The sequence below is a fragment of the Streptosporangium sp. NPDC023825 genome, assembly GCF_040639575.1.
GTDB lineage: Bacteria > Actinomycetota > Actinomycetes > Streptosporangiales > Streptosporangiaceae > Streptosporangium.
In genome coordinates this window covers 156,090-175,458 of the sequence record NZ_JBFAAE010000011.1, presented here as the reverse complement: position 1 = coordinate 175,458, position 19,369 = coordinate 156,090, and the positions used below count along the sequence as shown (strand labels likewise).

The 19,369-nt window shown below is 73.2% G+C and carries 19 protein-coding genes; 15 read left to right on the top strand and 4 right to left on the bottom strand.

What is annotated here, in order from left to right:
• Positions 1-16: 16 nt before the first annotated feature.
• The 11 genes from AB0G15_RS13470 (at position 17) to AB0G15_RS13420 (ending at position 10,947) form a co-directional block, all read left to right on the top strand.
• Complete coding sequence (locus AB0G15_RS13470) at positions 17-670, top strand: response regulator transcription factor (protein ID WP_362838487.1); 654 nt, start codon at positions 17-19, stop codon at positions 668-670.
• On the top strand, positions 667-1,809 hold the full coding sequence (locus AB0G15_RS13465) for an ATP-binding protein (protein WP_362838485.1): 1,143 nt from the start codon (positions 667-669) through the stop codon (positions 1,807-1,809). The genes AB0G15_RS13470 and AB0G15_RS13465 overlap by 4 nt, the downstream gene beginning before the upstream one ends.
• 97 nt (positions 1,810-1,906) lie before the next feature.
• A complete protein-coding gene (locus tag AB0G15_RS13460) occupies positions 1,907-2,338 on the top strand; it encodes a hypothetical protein (RefSeq protein WP_362838482.1) in 432 nt (143 codons plus the stop codon).
• A gap of 31 nt (positions 2,339-2,369) precedes the next feature.
• Entirely contained in the window at positions 2,370-3,530 is a 1,161-nt protein-coding gene (locus AB0G15_RS13455; RefSeq protein ID WP_362838479.1) for a glutathionylspermidine synthase family protein, read from the top strand.
• A gap of 22 nt (positions 3,531-3,552) precedes the next feature.
• Positions 3,553-4,035, top strand: a complete 483-nt coding sequence (locus AB0G15_RS13450; protein ID WP_362681929.1) for a DUF350 domain-containing protein — start codon at positions 3,553-3,555, stop codon at positions 4,033-4,035.
• A 421-nt stretch (positions 4,036-4,456) separates the two neighbouring features.
• The gene (locus tag AB0G15_RS13445; RefSeq protein WP_362838531.1) at positions 4,457-5,566 is read left to right on the top strand and encodes a helix-turn-helix domain-containing protein; all 1,110 of its coding nucleotides are present in this window, start codon (positions 4,457-4,459) and stop codon (positions 5,564-5,566) included.
• Positions 5,567-5,683: 117 nt separating this feature from the next.
• Complete coding sequence (locus AB0G15_RS13440) at positions 5,684-6,595, top strand: ACP S-malonyltransferase (protein ID WP_362838477.1); 912 nt, start codon at positions 5,684-5,686, stop codon at positions 6,593-6,595.
• A gap of 7 nt (positions 6,596-6,602) precedes the next feature.
• Positions 6,603-7,559 (top strand): beta-ketoacyl-ACP synthase III, encoded by a 957-nt coding sequence (locus AB0G15_RS13435; RefSeq protein WP_362681935.1) that lies wholly within the window; start codon positions 6,603-6,605, stop codon positions 7,557-7,559.
• 79 nt (positions 7,560-7,638) lie between these two features.
• Positions 7,639-7,878: an acyl carrier protein gene (locus tag AB0G15_RS13430; protein WP_350945978.1), complete on the top strand. Its 240-nt coding sequence runs from the start codon at positions 7,639-7,641 to the stop codon at positions 7,876-7,878.
• Positions 7,879-7,935: 57 nt separating this feature from the next.
• A complete protein-coding gene (gene fabF / locus AB0G15_RS13425; protein WP_362838474.1) occupies positions 7,936-9,168 on the top strand; it encodes a beta-ketoacyl-ACP synthase II in 1,233 nt (410 codons plus the stop codon).
• Between the two features lie 357 nt (positions 9,169-9,525).
• The gene (locus tag AB0G15_RS13420) at positions 9,526-10,947 is read left to right on the top strand and encodes a carboxyl transferase domain-containing protein (protein WP_362838470.1); all 1,422 of its coding nucleotides are present in this window, start codon (positions 9,526-9,528) and stop codon (positions 10,945-10,947) included.
• 362 nt (positions 10,948-11,309) lie between these two features.
• On the opposite strand, the gene AB0G15_RS13415 is transcribed toward AB0G15_RS13420, so the two are convergent.
• Positions 11,310-11,804: a DUF3145 domain-containing protein gene (locus AB0G15_RS13415; protein ID WP_344747901.1), complete on the bottom strand. Its 495-nt coding sequence runs from the start codon at positions 11,802-11,804 to the stop codon at positions 11,310-11,312.
• A gap of 208 nt (positions 11,805-12,012) precedes the next feature.
• On the opposite strand from AB0G15_RS13415, the gene AB0G15_RS13410 reads away from it, so the two are divergent.
• The 4 genes from AB0G15_RS13410 to AB0G15_RS13395 all read left to right on the top strand — a co-directional run bounded on the left by AB0G15_RS13410 (position 12,013) and on the right by AB0G15_RS13395 (position 16,827).
• Entirely contained in the window at positions 12,013-13,080 is a 1,068-nt protein-coding gene (locus AB0G15_RS13410; RefSeq protein ID WP_362838467.1) for a S8/S53 family peptidase, read from the top strand.
• A gap of 61 nt (positions 13,081-13,141) precedes the next feature.
• Positions 13,142-13,714, top strand: coding sequence for a sigma-70 family RNA polymerase sigma factor (locus AB0G15_RS13405; RefSeq protein WP_362838465.1), 573 nt, complete (start codon positions 13,142-13,144; stop codon positions 13,712-13,714).
• Positions 13,711-14,175: a hypothetical protein gene (locus AB0G15_RS13400; RefSeq protein WP_362838463.1), complete on the top strand. Its 465-nt coding sequence runs from the start codon at positions 13,711-13,713 to the stop codon at positions 14,173-14,175. Before AB0G15_RS13405 ends, AB0G15_RS13400 begins: the two co-directional genes overlap by 4 nt.
• Entirely contained in the window at positions 14,176-16,827 is a 2,652-nt protein-coding gene (locus AB0G15_RS13395) for a CHAT domain-containing tetratricopeptide repeat protein (RefSeq protein ID WP_362838460.1), read from the top strand.
• Here the strand turns inward: AB0G15_RS13395 and AB0G15_RS13390 are convergent.
• From AB0G15_RS13390 to AB0G15_RS13380, 3 genes are read right to left on the bottom strand one after another with little or no spacing between them, the layout of a single operon-like run.
• Entirely contained in the window at positions 16,767-17,603 is an 837-nt protein-coding gene (locus tag AB0G15_RS13390; protein WP_362838457.1) for a sulfurtransferase, read from the bottom strand. The genes AB0G15_RS13395 and AB0G15_RS13390 overlap by 61 nt on opposite strands.
• On the bottom strand, positions 17,600-18,727 hold the full coding sequence (locus tag AB0G15_RS13385) for a nucleotide pyrophosphatase/phosphodiesterase family protein (RefSeq protein ID WP_362838454.1): 1,128 nt from the start codon (positions 18,725-18,727) through the stop codon (positions 17,600-17,602). The genes AB0G15_RS13390 and AB0G15_RS13385 overlap by 4 nt, the downstream gene beginning before the upstream one ends.
• A gap of 8 nt (positions 18,728-18,735) precedes the next feature.
• Positions 18,736-19,326, bottom strand: coding sequence for a DUF5998 family protein (locus AB0G15_RS13380; RefSeq protein WP_344918415.1), 591 nt, complete (start codon positions 19,324-19,326; stop codon positions 18,736-18,738).
• Positions 19,327-19,369: the final 43 nt, after the last annotated feature.

Below are 19,369 nucleotides of genomic sequence, written 5' to 3'. Positions count from 1 at the left end.
AAGCAGGATGGCATCCATGCGAGTGCTCATTGCGGAGGACGAGCGGGTGCTCGCCGACATCGTGGCGACCGGCCTGCGCCGGGAGACCATGGCCGTGGACGTCGTCTACGACGGCGACGCGGCGCTGGAGCGGGCGGCGGTCAACGACTACGACGTGATCGTGCTGGACCGGGACCTGCCGGTGCTGCACGGGGACGAGGTCTGCCGCCGCCTCGTGGCCGACCGGATCCCCGCCAGGATCATCATGCTGACCGCCGCCGGTGACCTGCGCTCGAAGGTCGAGGGCCTGTCGATCGGCGCCGACGACTACCTCACCAAACCCTTCGACTTCCCCGAACTGGTCGCCCGGCTGCGCGCGCTGGCCCGCCGGTCTCCCCAGTCGGTGCCGCCGGTGCTGAGCAGGGCGGGCATCACCCTGGACCCCGGCCGCCGCGAGGTCTTCCGCGACGGCCGGTACGTGGCGCTGAGCCCCAAGGAGTTCGCGGTACTGGAAATCCTGATGCGCGCGGACGGCGGCCTGGTCAGCGCCGAGGACCTCCTGGAGAAGGCATGGGACGAGAACATCAGCCACTTCACCAACTCGGTCAGGGTCACCGTGATGACCCTGCGCAAGAAGCTCGGCGCCCCGCCGGTGGTGGAGACGGTGACCGGGTCGGGATACCGGCTTTGACCTCGCGGCGCGTCTCGGTGCGGCTGCGCCTGACCCTGGTCTACGGCAGCCTGTTCTTCGGGGTGGGGGTCGTGTTCGTCGGGGTCAACTACCTGTTCGTGCAGGACGTGCTCTCCCGGCCCGCGAAGATGACCGTCCAGGGGGTCCCGGAGGCGCTGGCGGCCCTGAAACCGTCGGCGCAGCCGTCCGTGATGATGTCGCTGCCCAAGGACACGCTCTTCCTCCGGGCCGTCAGCGACGCGCGGAGCCAGTACCGCGAGGACGTGATGGGGTCGATGCTCCAGTGGTCCCTGCTGGCGGTCGCCGTCGTCGGGGTGGCCGGGCTGGCGATCGGCTGGATCGTGGCCCGCCGGGCGATGGCCCCGCTGCAGACGATGACCGAGGCGGCCCGCCGCCTGTCGGAGAGCACCCTGCACGAGCGGATCGCCCTGGGAGGTCCCCGCGACGAGATCCGGGACCTGGCCGACACCTTCGACTCCATGCTGGAACGCCTCAGCCGCGCCTTCGACAGCCAGCGCAGGTTCGTCGCCAACGCCTCCCACGAGCTGCGCACCCCTCTGGCGATCAACCGGGCGCTGCTCCAGGTCTCCATGACCGACCCCGAGCTGCCCCGGCAGGTCAGGACGGTCGGTACCGAGCTGCTGAACGCCAACGCCCGCCAGGAGCGGCTGATCGAGGGCCTGCTCCTGCTCGCGCAGAGCGAGCGCGAGCCGGCCGAACGCCTGCCCGTGGACCTCGCCGAGCTCGCGGCGAGCGCGATGACCTCGGTTCCCGAGACGACCGCCGACCTGCGCCCGGCCCCGGCGGAGGGTGACCCGGTGCTCCTGGAGCGGATGATCGGCAACCTGCTGGACAACGCCGTGAAGTACAACGACGAGCGCGCCCTGGTCGTCCTGCGCACCCGCAGCGACCGCTGGGGAAGCGTCGTCACCGTGGAGAACACCGGCCGCGTCGTCCCCTCGGGCCGGGTCGAGGACCTCTTCGAGCCGTTCCGCCGCCTCGACCACGACCGCACCGGCTCGGCCGGGGGCGCCGGCCTCGGCCTGTCCATCGTCCGCGCGATCGCCCAGGCCCACCGCGGCTCCGCCGAGGCCCGTCCCCGTCCCGGCGGGGGGCTGGTGGTCACCGTACGGCTGTGAGCCCGGGCGGCGGTGATTTCCCGCGAAAGATCCGGATGACGGTTGAACAGACAAAACCCCATCGGTAGCCTGTGGCGACGTATCTCATTGGAGCTCGATGGCCGAACGACCAAAACACCCACTGGCCTCACCGCAGAGCCCTTCGGGCAGAACGCCCCCCAAGTCCTCGGGCTTCAAGGCCTCCAAGGCGATCACCATCACCGGGATCGGTGTCGTCTCCCTGCTGCTGATCGGTTACTGCTCCGCGCAGGAGGACTACGAGGAGGTGGGCGCCGAGTGCGTCGACCTCAACAGCCGGCAGCCGGACGGCACCTACACGGTCGTGGACGAGGACCACTGCGACGACGACAGGCACTACTACGGGTCACGGGGCGCCTACGGCTGGTACTACGGTGGCATCAGGTCCGGCGCCCACATCCGGCAGGGCACCACCGTGCGTCCCTCGGACGTCCACATCACCAGCCGTAAGGGCACGGTGATCCAGCGGGGCGGCTTCGGCGGGCGCGGCGGATCGGGCGGCGGAAGCTGATCCGGCCCGATGAGCAGCAGGTGAGCAGGAGATGAGACGCGAGACCTCGCTTCCCCGCGACGACTGGGAGAGCGTCATCGAGGGCCACGGCCTCGCCTACCACCGCTCGGCCCACCCCAAGGGCCTCGACCGCCCGTACTGGGACGAGGCCGTCCAGTACGTCTTCTCCATGGACGAGGTCCTCGACCTGGAGAACCAGGTCGAGGAGCTGCACCGGATGTGCCTGCACGCCGTGGAGCACGTCGTCGCCAAGGGCCGCTACGCCGACTTCGCGATCCCCGAGTGGCTGGCCCCGGAGATCGCCGCCTCCTGGGAGCGGAACGACCCGCACCTGTTCGGCCGGTTCGACCTGCGCTACGACGGGACCGGCCCCGCCAAGATGCTGGAGTACAACGCCGACACCCCCACCAGCCTCCTGGAGAGCTCGGTGGTGCAGTGGTTCTGGCTGCGCGACCGCTACCCGGACGACGACCAGTGGAACTCCATCCACGAGCGGCTGATCGCCAGGTGGCAGCAGATCTCGACCGGCCTGCCCACCGGGCCCACGCACTTCGCCTGGACCAACATGGACGAGTCGGGCGAGGAGGTGATGACCCTCGCCTACCTGCAGGAGACCGCCGACCAGGCGGGGCTCAAGACGGTCGCGGTGGCCATGGAGGACATCGGCTGGGACGACCTCAACCTCCGCTTCGTCGACATGGAGCGCAGGGTGATCCGCTCGCTCTGCAAGCTGTACCCGTGGGAGTGGGCCGTCGCCGACCCGTTCGGGGCGCGGGCGGTGCGCCAGCAGGTCTCGACGACCTGGATCGAGCCGCTGTGGAAGATGCTGCTGTCCAACAAGGCGCTGCTCGCGGTGCTCTGGGAGCTGTACCCGCACCACCCGAACCTGCTGCCCGCCTACCTCGACGGTCCCCGCGACATGTCCTCGTACATCGTCAAGCCGCTGCTCGGCCGCGAGGGCGCCGGCATGCGGATCGTCACCCCCGGCGAGCACGTCGAGACCCCCGGCGGCTACGGCGCCGAGGGACACGTCTACCAGGAGTTCCAGGCGCTGCCCGTCTTCGAGGGCTGGCGCCCCGTGCTCGGCGCCTGGGTCGTCCACGACGAGGCGGCGGGTGTCGGCATCCGCGAGACCTCGGGGTTCATCACCGACGACACGTCGTCATTCGTCCCGCACCGCATCGAACTCTGAGTCCCGGAAAGAGAAACAACACATGAGTCCCACCCCCGCGCCGCCCACGCCGCCCGCGCTGTCCGACGTGACGGTCTCGCTCGCCGAGACCCTCGGGCGCGGCGCGCTCGCGATCGCCTCCTACGCCGCGCTCGGCGTGATCCTGCTGATCGTCGGCTTCTACGTGATCGACCTGGTCACCCCCGGCAAGCTCAGCAAGCTCATCAAGGAGGAGCGCAACCCCAACGCGACCCTGCTCACCGGCTCGGGGCTGGCAGCCGTCGGGCTGATCGTGGCGGCCTCCATCTGGTCCTCGGGCGGCGCCCTGCACGAGGGCCTGCTCGCGACGCTGGTCTTCGGCCTGGTCGGCATCGCCGTGCAGACCGTGGCGATGCTCGCCTTCGACAAGGTGGCCGGCATCTCGGTGCGCGAGCTGGTCACGGAGCCGGAGCTCCAGCCGGGCGCCCGGCTGCTCGCGGTCACCCACCTGGCCATCGGGCTGATCACCGCCGTCGCGGTCATCTGAGCCTCCGCACGGCCGTCCGGCCGCGCCCCGGCTCGGGCACGACCCCCTTCCCTTCCGTACGTCCGCGCCCCGGCGGACGTACGGAACCGGCTCCCGCGGGGACGTACAAGGCCGGTTCGCGGAACGCACGAGACCGATTCCTGCGGGACGTACAAGGCCGGTCAGTGCAAGACGTGCAGGACGTACGGGACCGGTTCGTGCAGGACGTACGAGACCGGTTCGTGCGGGACGTACAAGACCGGGGAGCGCGCGCTGTCCGTGACCGCGGCTGGCGCATCTCGCGCGACCTGGCACTCTTAGTGGCGTGAGGGAGCGGAACGAGCGAGGGTTCAGCAACAGCGACGTCGTGACCGGGGAAGACGGGAGTGATCTCGACTCGGACCGGATTCGGGAGGACACCACCCGCCGGTTGGAGCGGGCCATGGGCACGCTGGGCACGGCCGCCATGTCCCGGATGGACGACCGGCTCATGTGGTTCCGTGCCCTGTCGGCCGAGGACAGGTCCTGGGTCGGGCTGGTGGCCCAGGCCGGGATCGCCGCGTTCGTGGAGTGGTTCCAGCACGCGGGCGAGGGCCGCCCGACGCCCAGCATCGAGTTCTTCGGCACCGCGCCCAGGGAGCTGAAGCGGTCCATCTCGCTGCAGCAGACCGTCGACATCGTGCGGGTCGTGGTCGAGGTGGTCGAGGCGCAGACCGGGGACCTGGCCGCGCCCGGCGGGGAGGACCAGCTCCAGCAGGCGATGCTCCGCTACACCCGCGACGTCGCGTTCGCCGCCGCGCAGGTGTACGCGCGGGAGGCCGAGGCCCGCGGGGCCTGGGACGCGCGGCTGGAGGCGCTGATCGTGGACGCCCTGGTCAGAGGCGAGGTCGACGACGGCCTGCACTCGTGGGCCGCCGCGCTCGGCTGGACCTCCGCTCCCGTCGTGGTGCTGGCCGGGCAGACCCCGGACGACGACCCGCAGGCGGTGATCGACGCGCTGCGCGACCGGGGCCGCAGGTCGGGCCTGGACATGCTGGCCGGGGTGCAGGGGGACCGGCTGATCGTGATCGTGGGAGGGGCGGACAGCGTCGCCGCGGCGGCCAGGCACGTGGTGCCGCGCTTCGGCCCCGGCCCGATCGTGATCGGGCCCGAGGTGGCCGACCTGCACTCGGCCGCCAGCTCGGCGCGGGCGGCGATGGCCGGGCTGCGGGCCGCCGCGGGGTGGCCGGACGCGCCCAGGCCGGTCCACGCCGAGGACCTGCTGGCCGAGCGGGCCATCGACGGCGACGGCGACGCCAGGGCTCAGCTGATCGAGAACGTCTACCTGCCGCTGATCGGCACGCCGCTCCTCGACACCCTCGCGACCTACCTGGAGCAGGGCACCTCCCTGGAGGCGACGGCCCGGCTGTTGTTCGTCCATCCGAACACGGTGCGCTACCGTCTTCGTAAGATCACGGAGTTGACCGGCTACCAGCCGACCGAGGGGCGGTCCGCCTTCACCCTCCAGGTGGGGCTGATTCTCGGGCGTCTGTCCGAAACGCCGCCGACTTAGAGCTCTTTACTTAACCTTTGCGAAACTCTCGCTGTAGCTTCCCTACAAAGAAGTAGGGACAAACTTCGTCTGGATCTCTATCCATGTAGTGAACCTCTACAGGGCAGGCTGGATTTTGTGCTCGTCATCGTCGCTCCGGGCCAGGGTGCCCAGACTCCAGGCTTTCTCAGTCCATGGCTCGAACTCCCGGGCGTGGCCGATCGGCTGACCGCTTGGTCGGAGCTGGCCGGCCTCGATCTGATCGCCTACGGGACCACCGCCGACGCGGACGAGATCCGTGACACCGCCGTCGCGCAGCCACTGCTCGTGGCCGCCGGCCTGGCCGTCGCCGAGGTTCTCGGGGCCTCCCCCGACATCGTCGCCGGGCACAGCGTGGGCGAGTTCACCGCCGCCGCCCTGGCCGGAGTGATCACCCCCGAGCAGGCCGTCGGCCTCGTCCGCGAGCGCGGCCAGGCCATGGCCAAGGCCGCGACGATCACCGAGACCGGCATGTCCGCCGTTCTCGGCGGCGTCGAGGAGGAGGTCCTCGCGGCCATCGCCGACAAGGGGCTCACCCCCGCCAACATCAACGGCGCCGGGCAGATCGTGATCGGCGGCACGCTGGAGCAGCTGGCCGCGTTCAAGGCCGAGCCGCCCGCGCGGGCCCGGGTGATCGCGCTGTCGGTCGCCGGCGCTTTCCACACCGAGCACATGGCCTCCGCGGCGAGCCGCCTGCGCGAGGCCACCGCGGGTCTCACGCCGGCCGACCCCTCCGTCACGCTGCTGTCCAACAGCGACGGCGCGGCGGTCACGAGCGGCGCCGAGTTCATGGAGCGCCTGGTCACCCAGGTCGCCAACCCGGTGCGCTGGGACGCCTGCATGGCCACGATGGCCGAGCGCGGTGTCACGACGATGATCGAACTTGTCCCCGGCGGCACGCTCACCGGCCTGGCCAAGCGTGCTCTGCGCGGGGTGACGACCGTCGCCCTGAAGACCCCCGACGACCTCGAGGCCGCGCGAGCCGCCCTCGGGTCGCATGAGGAACGGTGATCGACGAATGAAGATCTCACAGGGCGCGCCGGGCGCGAGAATCCTGGCCTTCGGTCACTACCAGCCTTCCAACGTGGTCACCAACGACGACCTGTCGGCGACCATGGAGACCGACGACGCCTGGATCCAGAGCCGCGTCGGCATCAAGGAACGCCGGATCGCCCCGGACAGCGAGTCCGAGATCGACCTGGCCGTGCAGGCGGGAGGCAAGGCCCTCGCCGCGAGCGGCCTGGCGGCCTCCGACATCGACCTGGTGATCGTCGCCACCTGCACGCTGGAGACGCAGATCCCCAACGCCGCCGGCCGGGTGGCCACGCGGCTCGGCATCGACGCCCCCGGCGCGTTCGACGTCAACACCGCCTGCTCGGGCTTCTGCTACGCGCTCGCGGTCGCCAACGACGCGATCCGCGCGGGTTCGGCCACCCACGTGCTCGTCGTCGGCACCGAGAAGCTCTCCCAGTGGATCGACTGGACCGACCGGGCCACCGCGGTGATCTTCGCCGACGGCGCGGGCGCCGCGGTCGTCGGCCCCTCCGACACGCCGGGGATCGGCCCCGTCGTGTGGGGCAGCGCCGGCGACAAGTTCGACGCGATCATCATCAAGGACCGCGACTCCTTCCTGCACCAGGAGGGCCAGACCGTGTTCCGCTGGGCGACCACCGCGCTTCACCCCATCGCCAAGGAGATCTGCGACCGCGCCGGGGTGGACCCGGCCGACCTCGCGGCCTTCGTGCCCCACCAGGCCAATCTCCGCATCATCGAGACGATCGCCCGCAAGCTCGGCGCGGACAACGCCGTCGTCGCCAAGGACATCGTCCTGGCGGGCAACACCTCCGCAGCCTCGATCCCGCTGGCCCTGTCCCGGATGATCGAGCGCGGCGAGGTGCGGTCGGGCGGGCTCGCCCTGCTGCTGGGCTTCGGCGCGGGCCTGACCTACGCGGGCCAGGTCATCGAGATCCCCTGAAACATCCCCCTAGAGCTTCCGCGCGGCCCCGCCGCACGGGAAACAAAGAAGAAAACCGATCGCAAGGAGAACACGCGACATGGCTCTGACCGAGCAGGAGATCCTCGCCGGCATCGGCAAGATCATCAATGAGATCACCGGGATCCCGGCCACCGAGGTCACCCCGGAGAAGAGCTTCGTCGACGACCTCGACATCGACTCGCTGTCCATGGTCGAGATCGCCGTCGCCGCTCAGGACGAGTTCGGCGTCGAGATCCCGGACGACCAGCTCAAGCACCTCAAGACCGTCAAGGACGTCATCAACTTCATCCAGAACTGAGACGTCCCGGCTTTCTCCCCCGATTGATTTGACCAGCGATTCACAAGGAGCGCAGCAGTGAGTACAGACCAGGTACGCGTCGTCGTCACCGGGCTCGGCGCGACCACGCCCCTCGGTGGGGACGTCGCCTCGACCTGGTCGGCGCTCCTCGCCGGTCAGTCGGGGATAAGCAACATCACGGCCGACTGGGTCGACTCCGTCCCGGTGAAGTTCGCCGGCCTCTCCGCCGTGGACCCGACCGAGGTCCTGCCCCGGCCGGAGTCACGGCGGCTGGACCGGGCCGAGCAGTTCGCCCTGATCGCGGCCCGAGAGGCGTGGGCGCACGCCGCGATCGACAAGGTCGACCCCGAGCGGCTCGGCGTCGTCGTGGGCAGCGGCATCGGAGGCATCACCACGATCCTCGCCGCCTACGACACCTTCAAGGAGAAGGGGTGGCAGCGGCTCTCGCCGTTCACCGTCCCCATGCTGATGCCGAACGGCTCGGCGGGCTGGATCGGCATCGAGATCGGCGCGCGCGCCGGCGTCCACGCCACGGTGAGCGCCTGCGCCACCGGCGCCGAGTCGATCGGGTACGCCATCGAGATGATCCGCTCCGGCCGGGCCGACGTGGTCGTGGCCGGCGGCACCGAGGCGGCCATCCACCCGCTGAACATCGGGTCCTTCGCCGCCATGCGCGCCATGTCCACCCGCAACGACGAGCCGCAGCGCGCCTCCAGGCCGTGGGACAAGGGCCGCGACGGCTTCGTCCTCGGCGAGGGCGCGGGCATCCTGGTGCTGGAGTCCGAGGAGCACGCCCGCGCGCGCGGCGCCACGATCTACGCCGTGGCCGCCGGCGTCGGCTACTCGGCCGACGCCCACCACATCGCGCAGCCCGAGCCCTCCGGTGCCGGGATCATGCTGGCCATGCGCCGCGTCCTGGAGGACGCCGGCCTCACTGGCCAGGACATCAAGCACGTGAACGCGCACGCCACCTCCACCCCCGCGGGTGACGTGGTGGAGACGATGGCGATCAAGGAGGTCCTCGGCGACCACCCCCTGGTCAGCGGCACCAAGTCGATGACCGGTCACCTGCTCGGCGGCGCCGGCGGCATCGAGTCCGTCTTCACCGTCCTCGCGCTGCACGAGCGTCGCGCGCCTGCGACGATCAACGTGGACGACCTCGACGACGGCGTGGAGGTCGACATCGTGCGCGACGAGCCGCGTGCCCTGCCCGGCGGCCAGATCGCCGCGATCAACAACTCCTTCGGGTTCGGCGGGCACGACGTCGCCGTGGCCTTCACCAGCCTCTGACCGGAGGCCTGTTCCGGCCTCCCTCACGCGACGCGAGCCGGGGAACTCCGGCTCTCACGGGCCGGGCCCCCGCTTCGCGGGCGGTCGCCGTTCCGGTCGGGGCGGGGGACGGGAAACCGGCGGGCGGCCCTCACCGGCCGCACATCTCGCCGGCCCTGCGGTAGGTGCGGCAGCCCGGTTCCCGCCTGCCCGCCGGTAGGTTCCGGCAGCCCGGTTTCCGTCGGCCCGGCGACCCGGCGGTGGGTCCGGCAGCCCGGGTTCCCGCCGGACGGCCGGAACCCCGCCAACACCGTGCGGCGACGCGCCGCGTTCCCCGCCCAGGACTGAGCTCCGGGGTCTCCACGCTGGAGGTAGCTGATGACCGTGCTCGGCAACAGGGTGGTGAGCGAGGAGTCCGGACAGGAGCCTCTCGATCCCCGTGATCCCCAGGTGCGTCTCTCCGCCCTGCTCGACGAGGGCTCGCCGCGTCTGATCTCGCCGGTCGACCGCAGCGGCATCCTCGCCGCGACGGGCCGCGTGGAGGGTGTGCCGGTCGTCGCGTTCGTCAGCGACGCCCGCGTCCAGGGCGGTGCGATGGGCAGCGAGGGGTGCGAGCACATCGTGCACGCCTACGACGTCGCGGTCCGCGAGCGGGTTCCCGTCATCGGCGTCTGGCACTCCGGCGGCGCCCGCCTCGCCGAGGGCGTGGAGTCGCTGCACGCGGTCGGCCGCGTCTTCGCCGCGATGACCCGCGCCTCCGGCGTGGTCCCGCAGCTGTCCGTGGTCGTCGGTCCCGCCGCCGGCGGTGCCGCGTACGGCCCGGCGCTGACCGACATCGTGATCCTGGCCGACGAGGGACGCATCTTCGTCACCGGCCCCGACGTGGTCCGCAGCGTCACCGGCGAGCAGATCGACATGGCCGCCCTGGGCGGTCCCGAGCCGCACAGCAGGCGAAGCGGCGTCGTCCACGTGGTCACCAAGACCGAGACGGACGCCTACGTGCAGGCCCGCCGCCTGGCGGTGCTCCTCGGTCACCAGGGCCGGGCGCGCGCCGAGGTCGAGGAGGTCGACTTCTCCGGTCTGCTGCCCGACAACGTGCGCCGCGCCTACGACGTGAAGCCGCTCGTCACGGGCCTGCTCGACGAGCCGGGTGTGGAGCTGCACGCCAAGTGGGCGCCCAACGTCGTCACCACCCTGGGCCGCCTCGGGGGCCGGACCGTGGGAGTGGTGGCCAACAACCCGATGCGTCTGGGCGGCTGCCTCGACTCCGCCTCGGCGGAGAAGGCCGCACGGTTCGTCCGGATGTGCGATGCCTTCGGGGTGCCGTTGGTCGTCCTGGTGGACGTCCCCGGCTACCTGCCGGGCGTCGGCCAGGAGCACGACGGCGTGGTCCGCCGCGGCGCCAAACTCCTGCACGCCTTCGCCGAGGCCTCCGTGCCGCGGATCACCCTGGTGACCAGGAAGGCGTACGGCGGCGCCTACATCGCGATGAACTCCCGCTCGCTGGGCGCGACCAGGGTGTTCGGCTGGCCGACGACCCAGATCGCGGTCATGGGCGCGGTCGCCGCGGTCCGCGTCCTCAAGCGCCGCGAGCTCGCGGCCGCTCCCGAGGAGGAGCGCGCCGCCCTGGAGACCAGGCTCGCCGAGGAGCACGAGATCCTCGCCGGCGGCCTCGACCGGGCCATCGAGCTCGGCGTGATCGACGAGGTCGTCAAGCCCGAGGAGACCCGGGGCGCCATCGCCAGGGTCCTGGCCCAGGCGACCCCCGCCAGGGGCGCCCACGGCAACATCCCTCTCTGACGCTCTTCTGACGGTCGTTCGGTGAGCCCCCGCCGGTCCCGCCTGCGGGGGCTCACCCGTTCTCCCGGTGCCCTTCCCCCGCGCCCTTCCCCCGCGGCGGGAGGGACCTCCGCGTGACGACGCCGTTCCCCGGAGCGGGACGATCGTGGCCGGGCGGCCCGCGAGGCCGTCCGCGTAAGGGGTCACAAGGATCACAGGGGGTCACAGGGGGTCACAGGGGGTCACGGCGTCGGCGAGGCCGCGAGGGCGTCACCGCGGGCCGCGCCCGTCCCGGCGCAACGGCCGCCGGGCACGTTCCAAACCCGTGTCCGCGCCGGCCGTCCCCTGCGAGGAAGCGGAAGGCACCGGCAGGACATGCCCGATCAGACCGCGGCGTGCAGCCAGCGGACCGGAGCGCCCTCGCCCGCGTAGCGGAACGACTCCAGCTCGGCGTCCCACTGCTTGCCCAGCAGGCGGTCGAGCTCCTCCTCGAGCACCACGCGGCCCTGGCGGGCCATCAGCATGGCGGAGCGCAGCCGGTCCTCCGGGATCAGGATGTCGCCGGTGGCCCCGACCACGGCCGTGAAGGCGCCGAGGGAGGGGGTGTAGGCGTGCCGGGTCCCGTCGGCACCCGGTGAGGCGTCCTCGGTGATCTCGAAGCGGATCCGCTGCCAGCCCATCAGTGACGAGGTGATGGCCGCCGCGGTACCGACACGGGCCTCCCACTCGGCCTGCGCGCGCACATGACCGGGCGCGGCGGGCTGTGGCGTCCAGGTCAGGTCTACGGGCACGCCAAGGACACCTGCGACCGCCCATTCAATATGAGGGCACAGCGCAGGCTGAGCCGAGTGGACGTAAAGCACGCCACGAGCAGACACCGGACCTCCCGTTTCGTACGAGGTGCGCCTTCCCCAACGGCCTCGTACCAGGATGATCACAAGTGACTGAAGGAGAGACTACCGTCGGTTGTGACGTCGCACCAGAGGGGGGTCATACCGAGATGTTGCGGCGCGGGCACTTGGCCGGGGCATCCTCGGGAATGAAGGAAACCCCACGAACTGGTGATCGCCCCCCCCGGAGGACCAGATGAATACCGGTATCGAACGGGTCGAACCCATCCCCGGTTCGCCCGCCCTGATCAGGAAAGGCCAGATGCTGACCGACGCCTCCGGCCTGGCGGTCACCGCCCGCTGGGCCGACGCCGTCACCGAGACCGGGGGAATCTACCGGGTGCGGCTCTCACCGGGCGTGGACGTCTGCGACCTGGTGGCGTCGGTGCGGGCACGGGGCGTCCGGGCCTCCCCCAACCACGTCCTGAGGGGTCAGCCGCTCTACTTCGGGGGCCCGGCCTCCCGCCCCTTCCCCAGCGCGGCCCTCCCCGCGCCCGAGCCGGCCCCGGCCGGGCCCTCGGCGAGCGCCGTGACGGTGGCGCTGGCCGACACCGGCCTGGCGGAGCACCCCTGGTGGCGGGAGAGGCCGTGGTTCCTGGAACGGGGACGGGAGTCCGCCGAGATACCCGACTCGGACGGCGACGGCGAGCTGGACCTCCAGGCGGGGCACGGCACGTTCGTCGCCGGGCTGGTCCTGCGAGCGGCCCCGCCGGCACGGCTGCGGCCGCTCCGGGTGCTGGACGGCCACGGGATCGGGGACGAGGCCGGGCTGCTGCACGTCCTGGGACGGCTGCGGGCCGAACCGCCGCGGGTGCTCAACCTGTCCTTCGGCGGGCACACCTTCGACGACCGGCCCTCCCCGCTCGTGGAGGCCGCCCTGGAAGGGCTGGCCGGTACGGTCACGGTGGCCTGCGCGGGCAACACCGCCTCCGACCGCCCCTTCTGGCCCGCCGCGTCACCCGGGGTGATCGCCGTCGGAGCGCTGGACGCGGAGGGGAAGGCGAGGGCCCCGTTCTCGGCGTACGGCCCCTGGGTGGACGCGTGCGCCCGCGGCGAGTGGCTGTCCAGCACCTTCCTCGAACACGGCGCCTTCCAGGGCTACGCGCGCTGGAGCGGGACCTCCTTCGCCACCGCCCTGGTGAGCGGGGCGATCGCCGCGGCGTGCGCGGACCGGCCCTCCCCGGAGGCCGTGAAGCACGTTCTCGACCCGTCCAGGACCAGGCGGATCCCCGATTTGGGAGTCGTCGTGCCCATGCCCGGCTAAAGTCTCACCCAAAGTCTTCACGCGAACACCCAGAGTGTTCTATGCGGTCACGGAGGTGCCGGTGAGCGACCAGCACACGATCGACGCCATCCTGGTGGACGACCAGGCGGCCTGGGACGAGCTGGTCACCCGCTTCGAAGGGCTGTTGTGGTCGGCCGTGCGCGCCTACGACCTGAGCGCGGCCGACGCCGCCGACGCGGTGCAGGGCACCTGGCTGCGGCTGCTGGAGAGCCTGCACACCATCCGCGACCCGGACAGGATCGGCCCCTGGCTGTTCACCACGGCCAAGCGCGAGGCGTCCCTGCTGAGCCGGCGGCACCGGGGCGAGCGGCTGGTCGCCGACCCCGCCGACGCCGAGCACGCGCACCTCGCCCCGGCCGGCGCCGGGCACGCCCACGCCGATCCCGCGCTGGCCGTGCTGAGCGCCGACGAGGGCCGCCGCCTGTGGCAGGCCGTCGACGAGATGCAGGAGCCGTGCCGCTCGCTGTTCCGGCTGATGGCCACGGCCCCCGACGCGGGCGTCCACCAGCTGGCCGGGCGTCTGGGCATGCCCAGAGGCAGTTACGGCCCCACCCGGGGCCGTTGCCTGAACCGGCTCCGCACCCTGCTCACCGCCCGGGAGGCGACACCGTGAAGCGACATCCGGCGGCGATCGACGACGAGTCCCTGATAGCCGCGCTGCGCCTGGCCTCGGGGAACGACCCGGTGCCCGCGCGGGTGACGGCCGCCGCCCGCGCGACCTTCGGCCTGCGGCTGCCCGACGCCACCACGGCCCGCCCCGCGGCCACGCCCGTGCCGCGAGGCGTCCGGTCCGCCGAGGAACCCCGGCTGCTGAGGTTCACCGCCGGCGAGCTCACGGTGGAGCTGGAGATCACCTCCGTGGACGGCCTGGTCGACCTGGCGGGCCAGATCTCCCCCTGCCCCGAGGCGGGCACGCTGGTCGAGATCCGCACCCTGCACCTCACCGAGTCACGCGCGCTGTCCGCGACGGGCCAGTTCGCCGTCACCGGCCTGCCGCCGGGCTGGTTCAGCGTGGTGTGCCACCGGCCCGATTGCCGCCCCGTGGTCACCAGCTGGACCCGGATCCGCCCGTAGGTGACCTCCGACGAGGCGCTCGCCGCCGCCGAACACGCGGTCGACCTCTCGGGCAGCGACCCGGCCCGCGCCCTCGCCCTCGCGCGCACCGTGCTCGCCGCGCTTCCCGCGTCCTGCCGGGAGGCGGCCGATCGGCCCGGCCCGGGTGGTTCTCCGGGCGGCGGCGCCCCGGAACGCGGCTCGGAGAGCGGTCCTGACGGCGGCGCGGTCGCGGGCCGGGTCGCGGGGTGCGGGCACTGCGAGGCCGAGGCGGTGGCGCACCGGGCGCTGGCGGTGGCGGCGCGCGAGCTGGGCGACCTGCCGTTCGCCGAGGAGCGGCTGGGCCGGGCGGTGCGGATCGCGCTCTCGGCGGGGCTGCCGCACCGGGCGGCCCAGGCACGGCTGTCGCTGGTCCACGTCCGTACGGAGCTGGGGCACCCGGAGCAGGCGCTGGCCGTCGCCGCGGACGCCGAGCCCGGCCTGACCCCGGCCGAGGTGGGCAAGCTCGGCGTGCACCGGGCCGTGGCCCTGGCGCGGCTCGGCCGCTACCGCGAGGCCGTCGACCACTGCGACCGGGCCGTGCCCGTCCTCGGCGGCGACGTCAGGTTCCTGGCCGGGGCGATGCTGAACCGCGGGCTCGCCCGGGTGTTCCTCGGGGAGTTCGGGGCGGCGGAGGCCGATCTGAGCCGGTGCGCGGAGCTGGCGAGGGACGCGGGCCTGGAACACGTTCTCGCGCTCGCCGAGGGGAACCTGCCGTTCCTGGCCGCGCGGCGCGGTGACCTGCCCGCCGCGTTCGGCGCCTACCGGCGCGCGGAAAGCGTCCTCGTCGGTTTCCCGGAACGGCTGGCGACGGTGCGCTGCGACCTGGCCGAGGCCCTGGTCGGCGCCCACCTGCCCGGCGAGGCGCGGGTGCTGCTGGAGATGGCGGTTCCCGAGCTGGCGGCGGCGGGCGCCGGGACGGCGCTGGCCGAGGCCCTCCTCCTGCTCGCCAGGGTCGAGCTGCGCACAGGTGATCCGCGCCGCGCCCGGGAGAGCGCCGAGCTGGCCGCCCGCGAGCTGGCCGCGCAGGGGCGGACGGTGCTGGTTCCGGTCGCCGACGAGATCGTCCTGCGGGCCCGGCTCGCGCTGGACCCGCCCTCGGCGGAGCTGCCCGCGGCGATGCTCTCGTGCGCCGACGCCCTCGACGCCGCCGGGCACGGGGACACCTCGGCGGCGCTCAGGCTCACCGCCGCCGAGGTGTCACTGGGGCTGGGCGACCGGCCGTTCGCCGAGGACCAGCTGGCCCTCCTGGCCCGCTCGGGCCGCGGGGTGGTCGCCCTCCAGGCGACGGCGCTGCGACGGTCCCTGGCGGGAGACCGGAGAGGGGCGTTCGCCGCGGTGCTGGCCGGGCTGGCGGAGGTGGGCGCCGGGACGAGGACGTTCGAGGATCCGGCGGTACGCGCGCACGCCGCCAGGGCCGGTGAGCCGCTGGCCGGGTTCGGGCTGGCCCTGGCGATGCGGACCGGGCGGGGCCGCGCGGTCCTGGCCTGGGCCGAGCGGTGGCGGGCGGTCACCGGGGGTGCCGGCCGGCCGCTCGCGCCCGGCCTGGCCGCGCTGCGGGCGGCGCTCGGGGAGTCGGTCCTGGTGGAGTTCGTCCGCCACGAGGGTGATCTGGTGGCTGTCGTGGTCGCCCGGGACCGCGTGACGCTACGCCGCCTCGGACCGCTCGCCGCCGTCGCCGAGGCCACCGTCCGCCTCCGGTACGGGCTGCGCAGGACTCACCTGCTCGACGGGAGCGCCCCCGAGCCCGGCGCGGAGGCCGCGGAGCTGGAGCGGCTCCTCTTCGGCTCGCTGCGTGACCGGCTGGGCGGCCGGCCGCTGGTGATCGTGCCGACGGGGACGCTGCACACCCTGCCCTGGCCGCTGCTGCCGATGAACGCCCACCGGCCGGTGACCGTGGCGGCCAGTGCCGCCGCCTGGCTGGCCGGGTCGCGGGTGCCGGCCGTACGGGACGGGCGGGGGGCGGCGGTGCCGGTGGTGGTGGCGGGACCGGGGCTGCGGTACGCGGAGGCCGAGGCCCGCATGGTCGGCGAGTGCCATCCGGGGACCGAGCGGGTGTCGGCCCGGCGGGCGGAGGTGATGGCGGCGCTGGAGCGGGCCGACGTGGCCCACCTGGCCGCGCACGGGATGTTCTCCCCGCGCAGCCCGCTGCTGTCGAGCATCGATCTCGACGACGGCCCGCTGATGGCGTACGACCTGCTGCGGCTGCGCACCCCGCCCGCGCTGGTGGTGCTGTCCGCCTGCGACGCGGGGATGGCGCACGCCCCCGCGGACGGGGCGCCCCTGGGGCTGGCGGGCACGTTCCTGTCGCTGGGGACGCGCTGCGTGGTGGCCAGCCTGGTGCCGGTGCGCGACGAGGAGACGCTGACGCTGATGACCGCCTTCCACCGGGCGCTGGCCGCCGGTGACCCGCCCGCGCGGGCGCTGGCCGTCGCGAGCGGGAAGACCGGCGTGGCGGGCTTCGTCTGCTTCGGGTGCGGGGACCGGCCGGTGGCGACCGGCCCGCGGGATCCGGTCACCCGGGGCGGTCAGCCGGTGGCGGCCGATCGGAAGGGGCCGATCGCCCGGGGCGGTCAGCCGGTGGCGACCGGCCGGGAGGAGTCGGTCACCCAGTCCGACCACGACCCGACGTAGAGCGCGGCCGGGATGCCCGCCACCTCCAGGGCCAGCACCTCGTGCGCGGCCGTCACGCCGGATCCGCAGTAGGCGCCGACCTCCACTCCGGGGACGACGCCCAGGGTGTTGAAGCGTTCGCGCAGGAAGTCGGGCAGGTGGAAGCGGCCGGAGGGGTCGACGTTCTCGCCGGTGGGGGCGCTGACCGCGCCCGGGATGTGCCCGGCGACCGGGTCGATCGGCTCGACCTCGCCCCGGTAGCGCTCGGCCGCGCGGGCGTCGAGCAGCACCCCGTCGGCGGCGAGCTCGCCGGCCCCTGTGGCCTCGAGCACCGGCATCCCGCCCGGCCGCGCCTCGAAGTCGCCGGGCTCGGGGCTGCGCTCCTCGGCGGAGACCGGCAGTCCCTCGGAGACCCAGGCGCGCAGGCCGCCGTCGAGGACCCGCACGTCGGGGTGGCCGAAGTAGCGCAGGAGCCACCAGGCGCGGGCGGCGGCCGCGGTGGAGTCGGCGCCGTCGTAGACGACGACGGTCCGGGAACCGGACACGCCGAGCCGGCGCATCGCCTCCTGGAACGCCTCGGCCGAGGGCAGCGGGTGGCGGCCGCCCTCGCCTCCCTGCCCGGGGTGGGCCGCGAGGTCGGTCTCCAGGTCGCAGAAGACCGCGCCGGGGATGTGCCCCTCGCGGTAGGAGTCGATCCCGGCCGGTCCCGTGGGCAGGACGGCGAGCTTCCAGCGCACGTCGAGGACGCTGACCCCGGTCATGCCCTCCAGCTCGGCGGGGGTGATCAGCGGGCTCATCGGGTGCTTACCTCCAGAAGGGGAACGTACTGCTCGGCGGGTGTCAGCGAGCCGTGGCAGCCGAGGAACCCCGCCTCGTGCGGCTCGGCGACCGAGGCGACGACGGCGCAGTCGGTGTACGGCACCGCGAGGACGTCGCCGATCCTGGGCAGCCATTCCGGACGGATCTCCGGCCCGAACCAGCCGGATTCGACCGCCTCCTCCCGGGACACCACCCACGCCTTTCCGGCGAGGACGTCGCGCCAGGTGCCGAGGACCGCCGCCGAGGCGCCGGGGGCGGTGTAGAGGTGGCGGGCCCTGGCCTCCCCGCCGAGCAGGGTGACGCCCTCGCGCAGCTCGGGGAGGGCGTCGACGTCGACGCGGTCGGTGACGTTGATCATGCCGTGGTCGGCGGTGACGTACATCGCCGAGTTCGGCGGGAGCGTCTCCGCCAGCCGCTCGGCCATCCGGTCGACCAGGGCGAGCTGGTCGAGCCAGGCCGGGGAGCCCCAGCCGGTGATGTGGCCGGTGGAGTCGAGGTCGCCGTAGTAGACGGAGACGTGGGCCCGGGGCTCGGCCAGCGCGTGGCGGACCCCGGCGATCCGGTCGTCGACCTCGTCGGCCCCGACGAAGCGCACGCCCCGGTAGACGGCCTTGTTGAAACCGGTGGTCTCGAACTTGGCCGGGCCGACGTAGCTGACCGGGACGCCGGCCGCCGCCGCGCGCTCGTAGACGGTCGGGGCCGGCTGCCACTCCCCTGGCTCGACAGAGGGGCCCGGGGCGGTCCAGCGCAGGCAGTTGAGCATGTATCCGGTGCCGGGCACGGCGAGCTGGTAGCCGAGCATGCCGTGCCCGCCCGGCGGCATGCCCGTGCCGAGGGTGCCCAGGCTGGTCACGGTCGTGGCGGGGAAGCCCGCGGTGAGCACCCTGCCGGACACCCCGTCGGACAGGGAGGACAGGAACGGCGCGACCTCGGGGTGGGCGCGGAGCAGCTCGGCGCCCATGCCGTCGACGAGGAACAGCAGGACCCGCCCGGCCGGGGCGAGGTCCAGCGGGTTGTCGCCGCCCACCCCGACCGCGGCGAGCAGCGAGGAGGACAGGTCCGCGAGCGAGGCCGTCCCGTACGCGGGGACCAGGGGGTTCACGGGGCGGCTCACGAGGCGGTGCGGGCGGTGGCCTCCGACAGTGCCTTGGCGAAGGCCAGCACGTGGGAGACGGCCTCCGGCCCGTCGGCCGCCTCGCTCACCCGCAGGGAGAGGTCGTCGGCCGTGATGGCGCCGGTGTATCCGTGGTCGGCCTCGCAGTTCTCGTCGCCGCAGGTGGCCGGCTCCAGGTCGACGTGGGAGATGGCCCCCCAGCCGATGGTGAGCGTGACCTCCGTGGGCGGCACTCCCGGTACGTAGGAGGCGGGGTCGGGGACGACCCGGGTGACCGCGACCGACTGGATCCGGCTGAGGCGCACGGCCTCGGTGGTCGTGGAGGCGTGGGACGCCGACACCCCCTCCACCGGCGGGTGCTCGTCGGTGTGGCAGACGAGCAGCCGGGTGGGGGAGAGCACCAGCACGGTGACGTGCCTGCGCACCTCCATGGCCGGGTCGAAGGTGGCCTCGTGGTGCACGACGTAGGCGTCGACCTGCTCCTTGCCGAGCGCGGACTCGACCGCGTCGGCGACCAGGTCGGGATAGTAGCCACTGCGGTCGATGGCGTCGCGCAGGCCGGCGGACGAGAGTCGGGTTTCCCTCATGGGTCCATCCTGCCCTGTCCGGGGCAGCGCTTTCACCGGGAGC

Coding starts and splice junctions, on each gene's coding strand:
- AB0G15_RS13455 (WP_362838479.1), top strand. CDS start 2,370: ATGAGACGCGAGACCTCGCTTCCCCGCGACGACTGGGAGAGCGTCATC.
- AB0G15_RS13470 (WP_362838487.1), top strand. CDS start 17: ATGCGAGTGCTCATTGCGGAGGACGAGCGGGTGCTCGCCGACATCGTG.
- AB0G15_RS13435 (WP_362681935.1), top strand. CDS start 6,603: ATGAAGATCTCACAGGGCGCGCCGGGCGCGAGAATCCTGGCCTTCGGT.
- AB0G15_RS13420 (WP_362838470.1), top strand. CDS start 9,526: ATGACCGTGCTCGGCAACAGGGTGGTGAGCGAGGAGTCCGGACAGGAG.
- AB0G15_RS13380 (WP_344918415.1), bottom strand. CDS start 19,326: ATGAGGGAAACCCGACTCTCGTCCGCCGGCCTGCGCGACGCCATCGAC.
- AB0G15_RS13445 (WP_362838531.1), top strand. CDS start 4,457: ATGGGCACGCTGGGCACGGCCGCCATGTCCCGGATGGACGACCGGCTC.
- AB0G15_RS13390 (WP_362838457.1), bottom strand. CDS start 17,603: ATGAGCCCGCTGATCACCCCCGCCGAGCTGGAGGGCATGACCGGGGTC.
- AB0G15_RS13430 (WP_350945978.1), top strand. CDS start 7,639: ATGGCTCTGACCGAGCAGGAGATCCTCGCCGGCATCGGCAAGATCATC.
- AB0G15_RS13460 (WP_362838482.1), top strand. CDS start 1,907: ATGGCCGAACGACCAAAACACCCACTGGCCTCACCGCAGAGCCCTTCG.
- AB0G15_RS13450 (WP_362681929.1), top strand. CDS start 3,553: ATGAGTCCCACCCCCGCGCCGCCCACGCCGCCCGCGCTGTCCGACGTG.
- AB0G15_RS13410 (WP_362838467.1), top strand. CDS start 12,013: ATGAATACCGGTATCGAACGGGTCGAACCCATCCCCGGTTCGCCCGCC.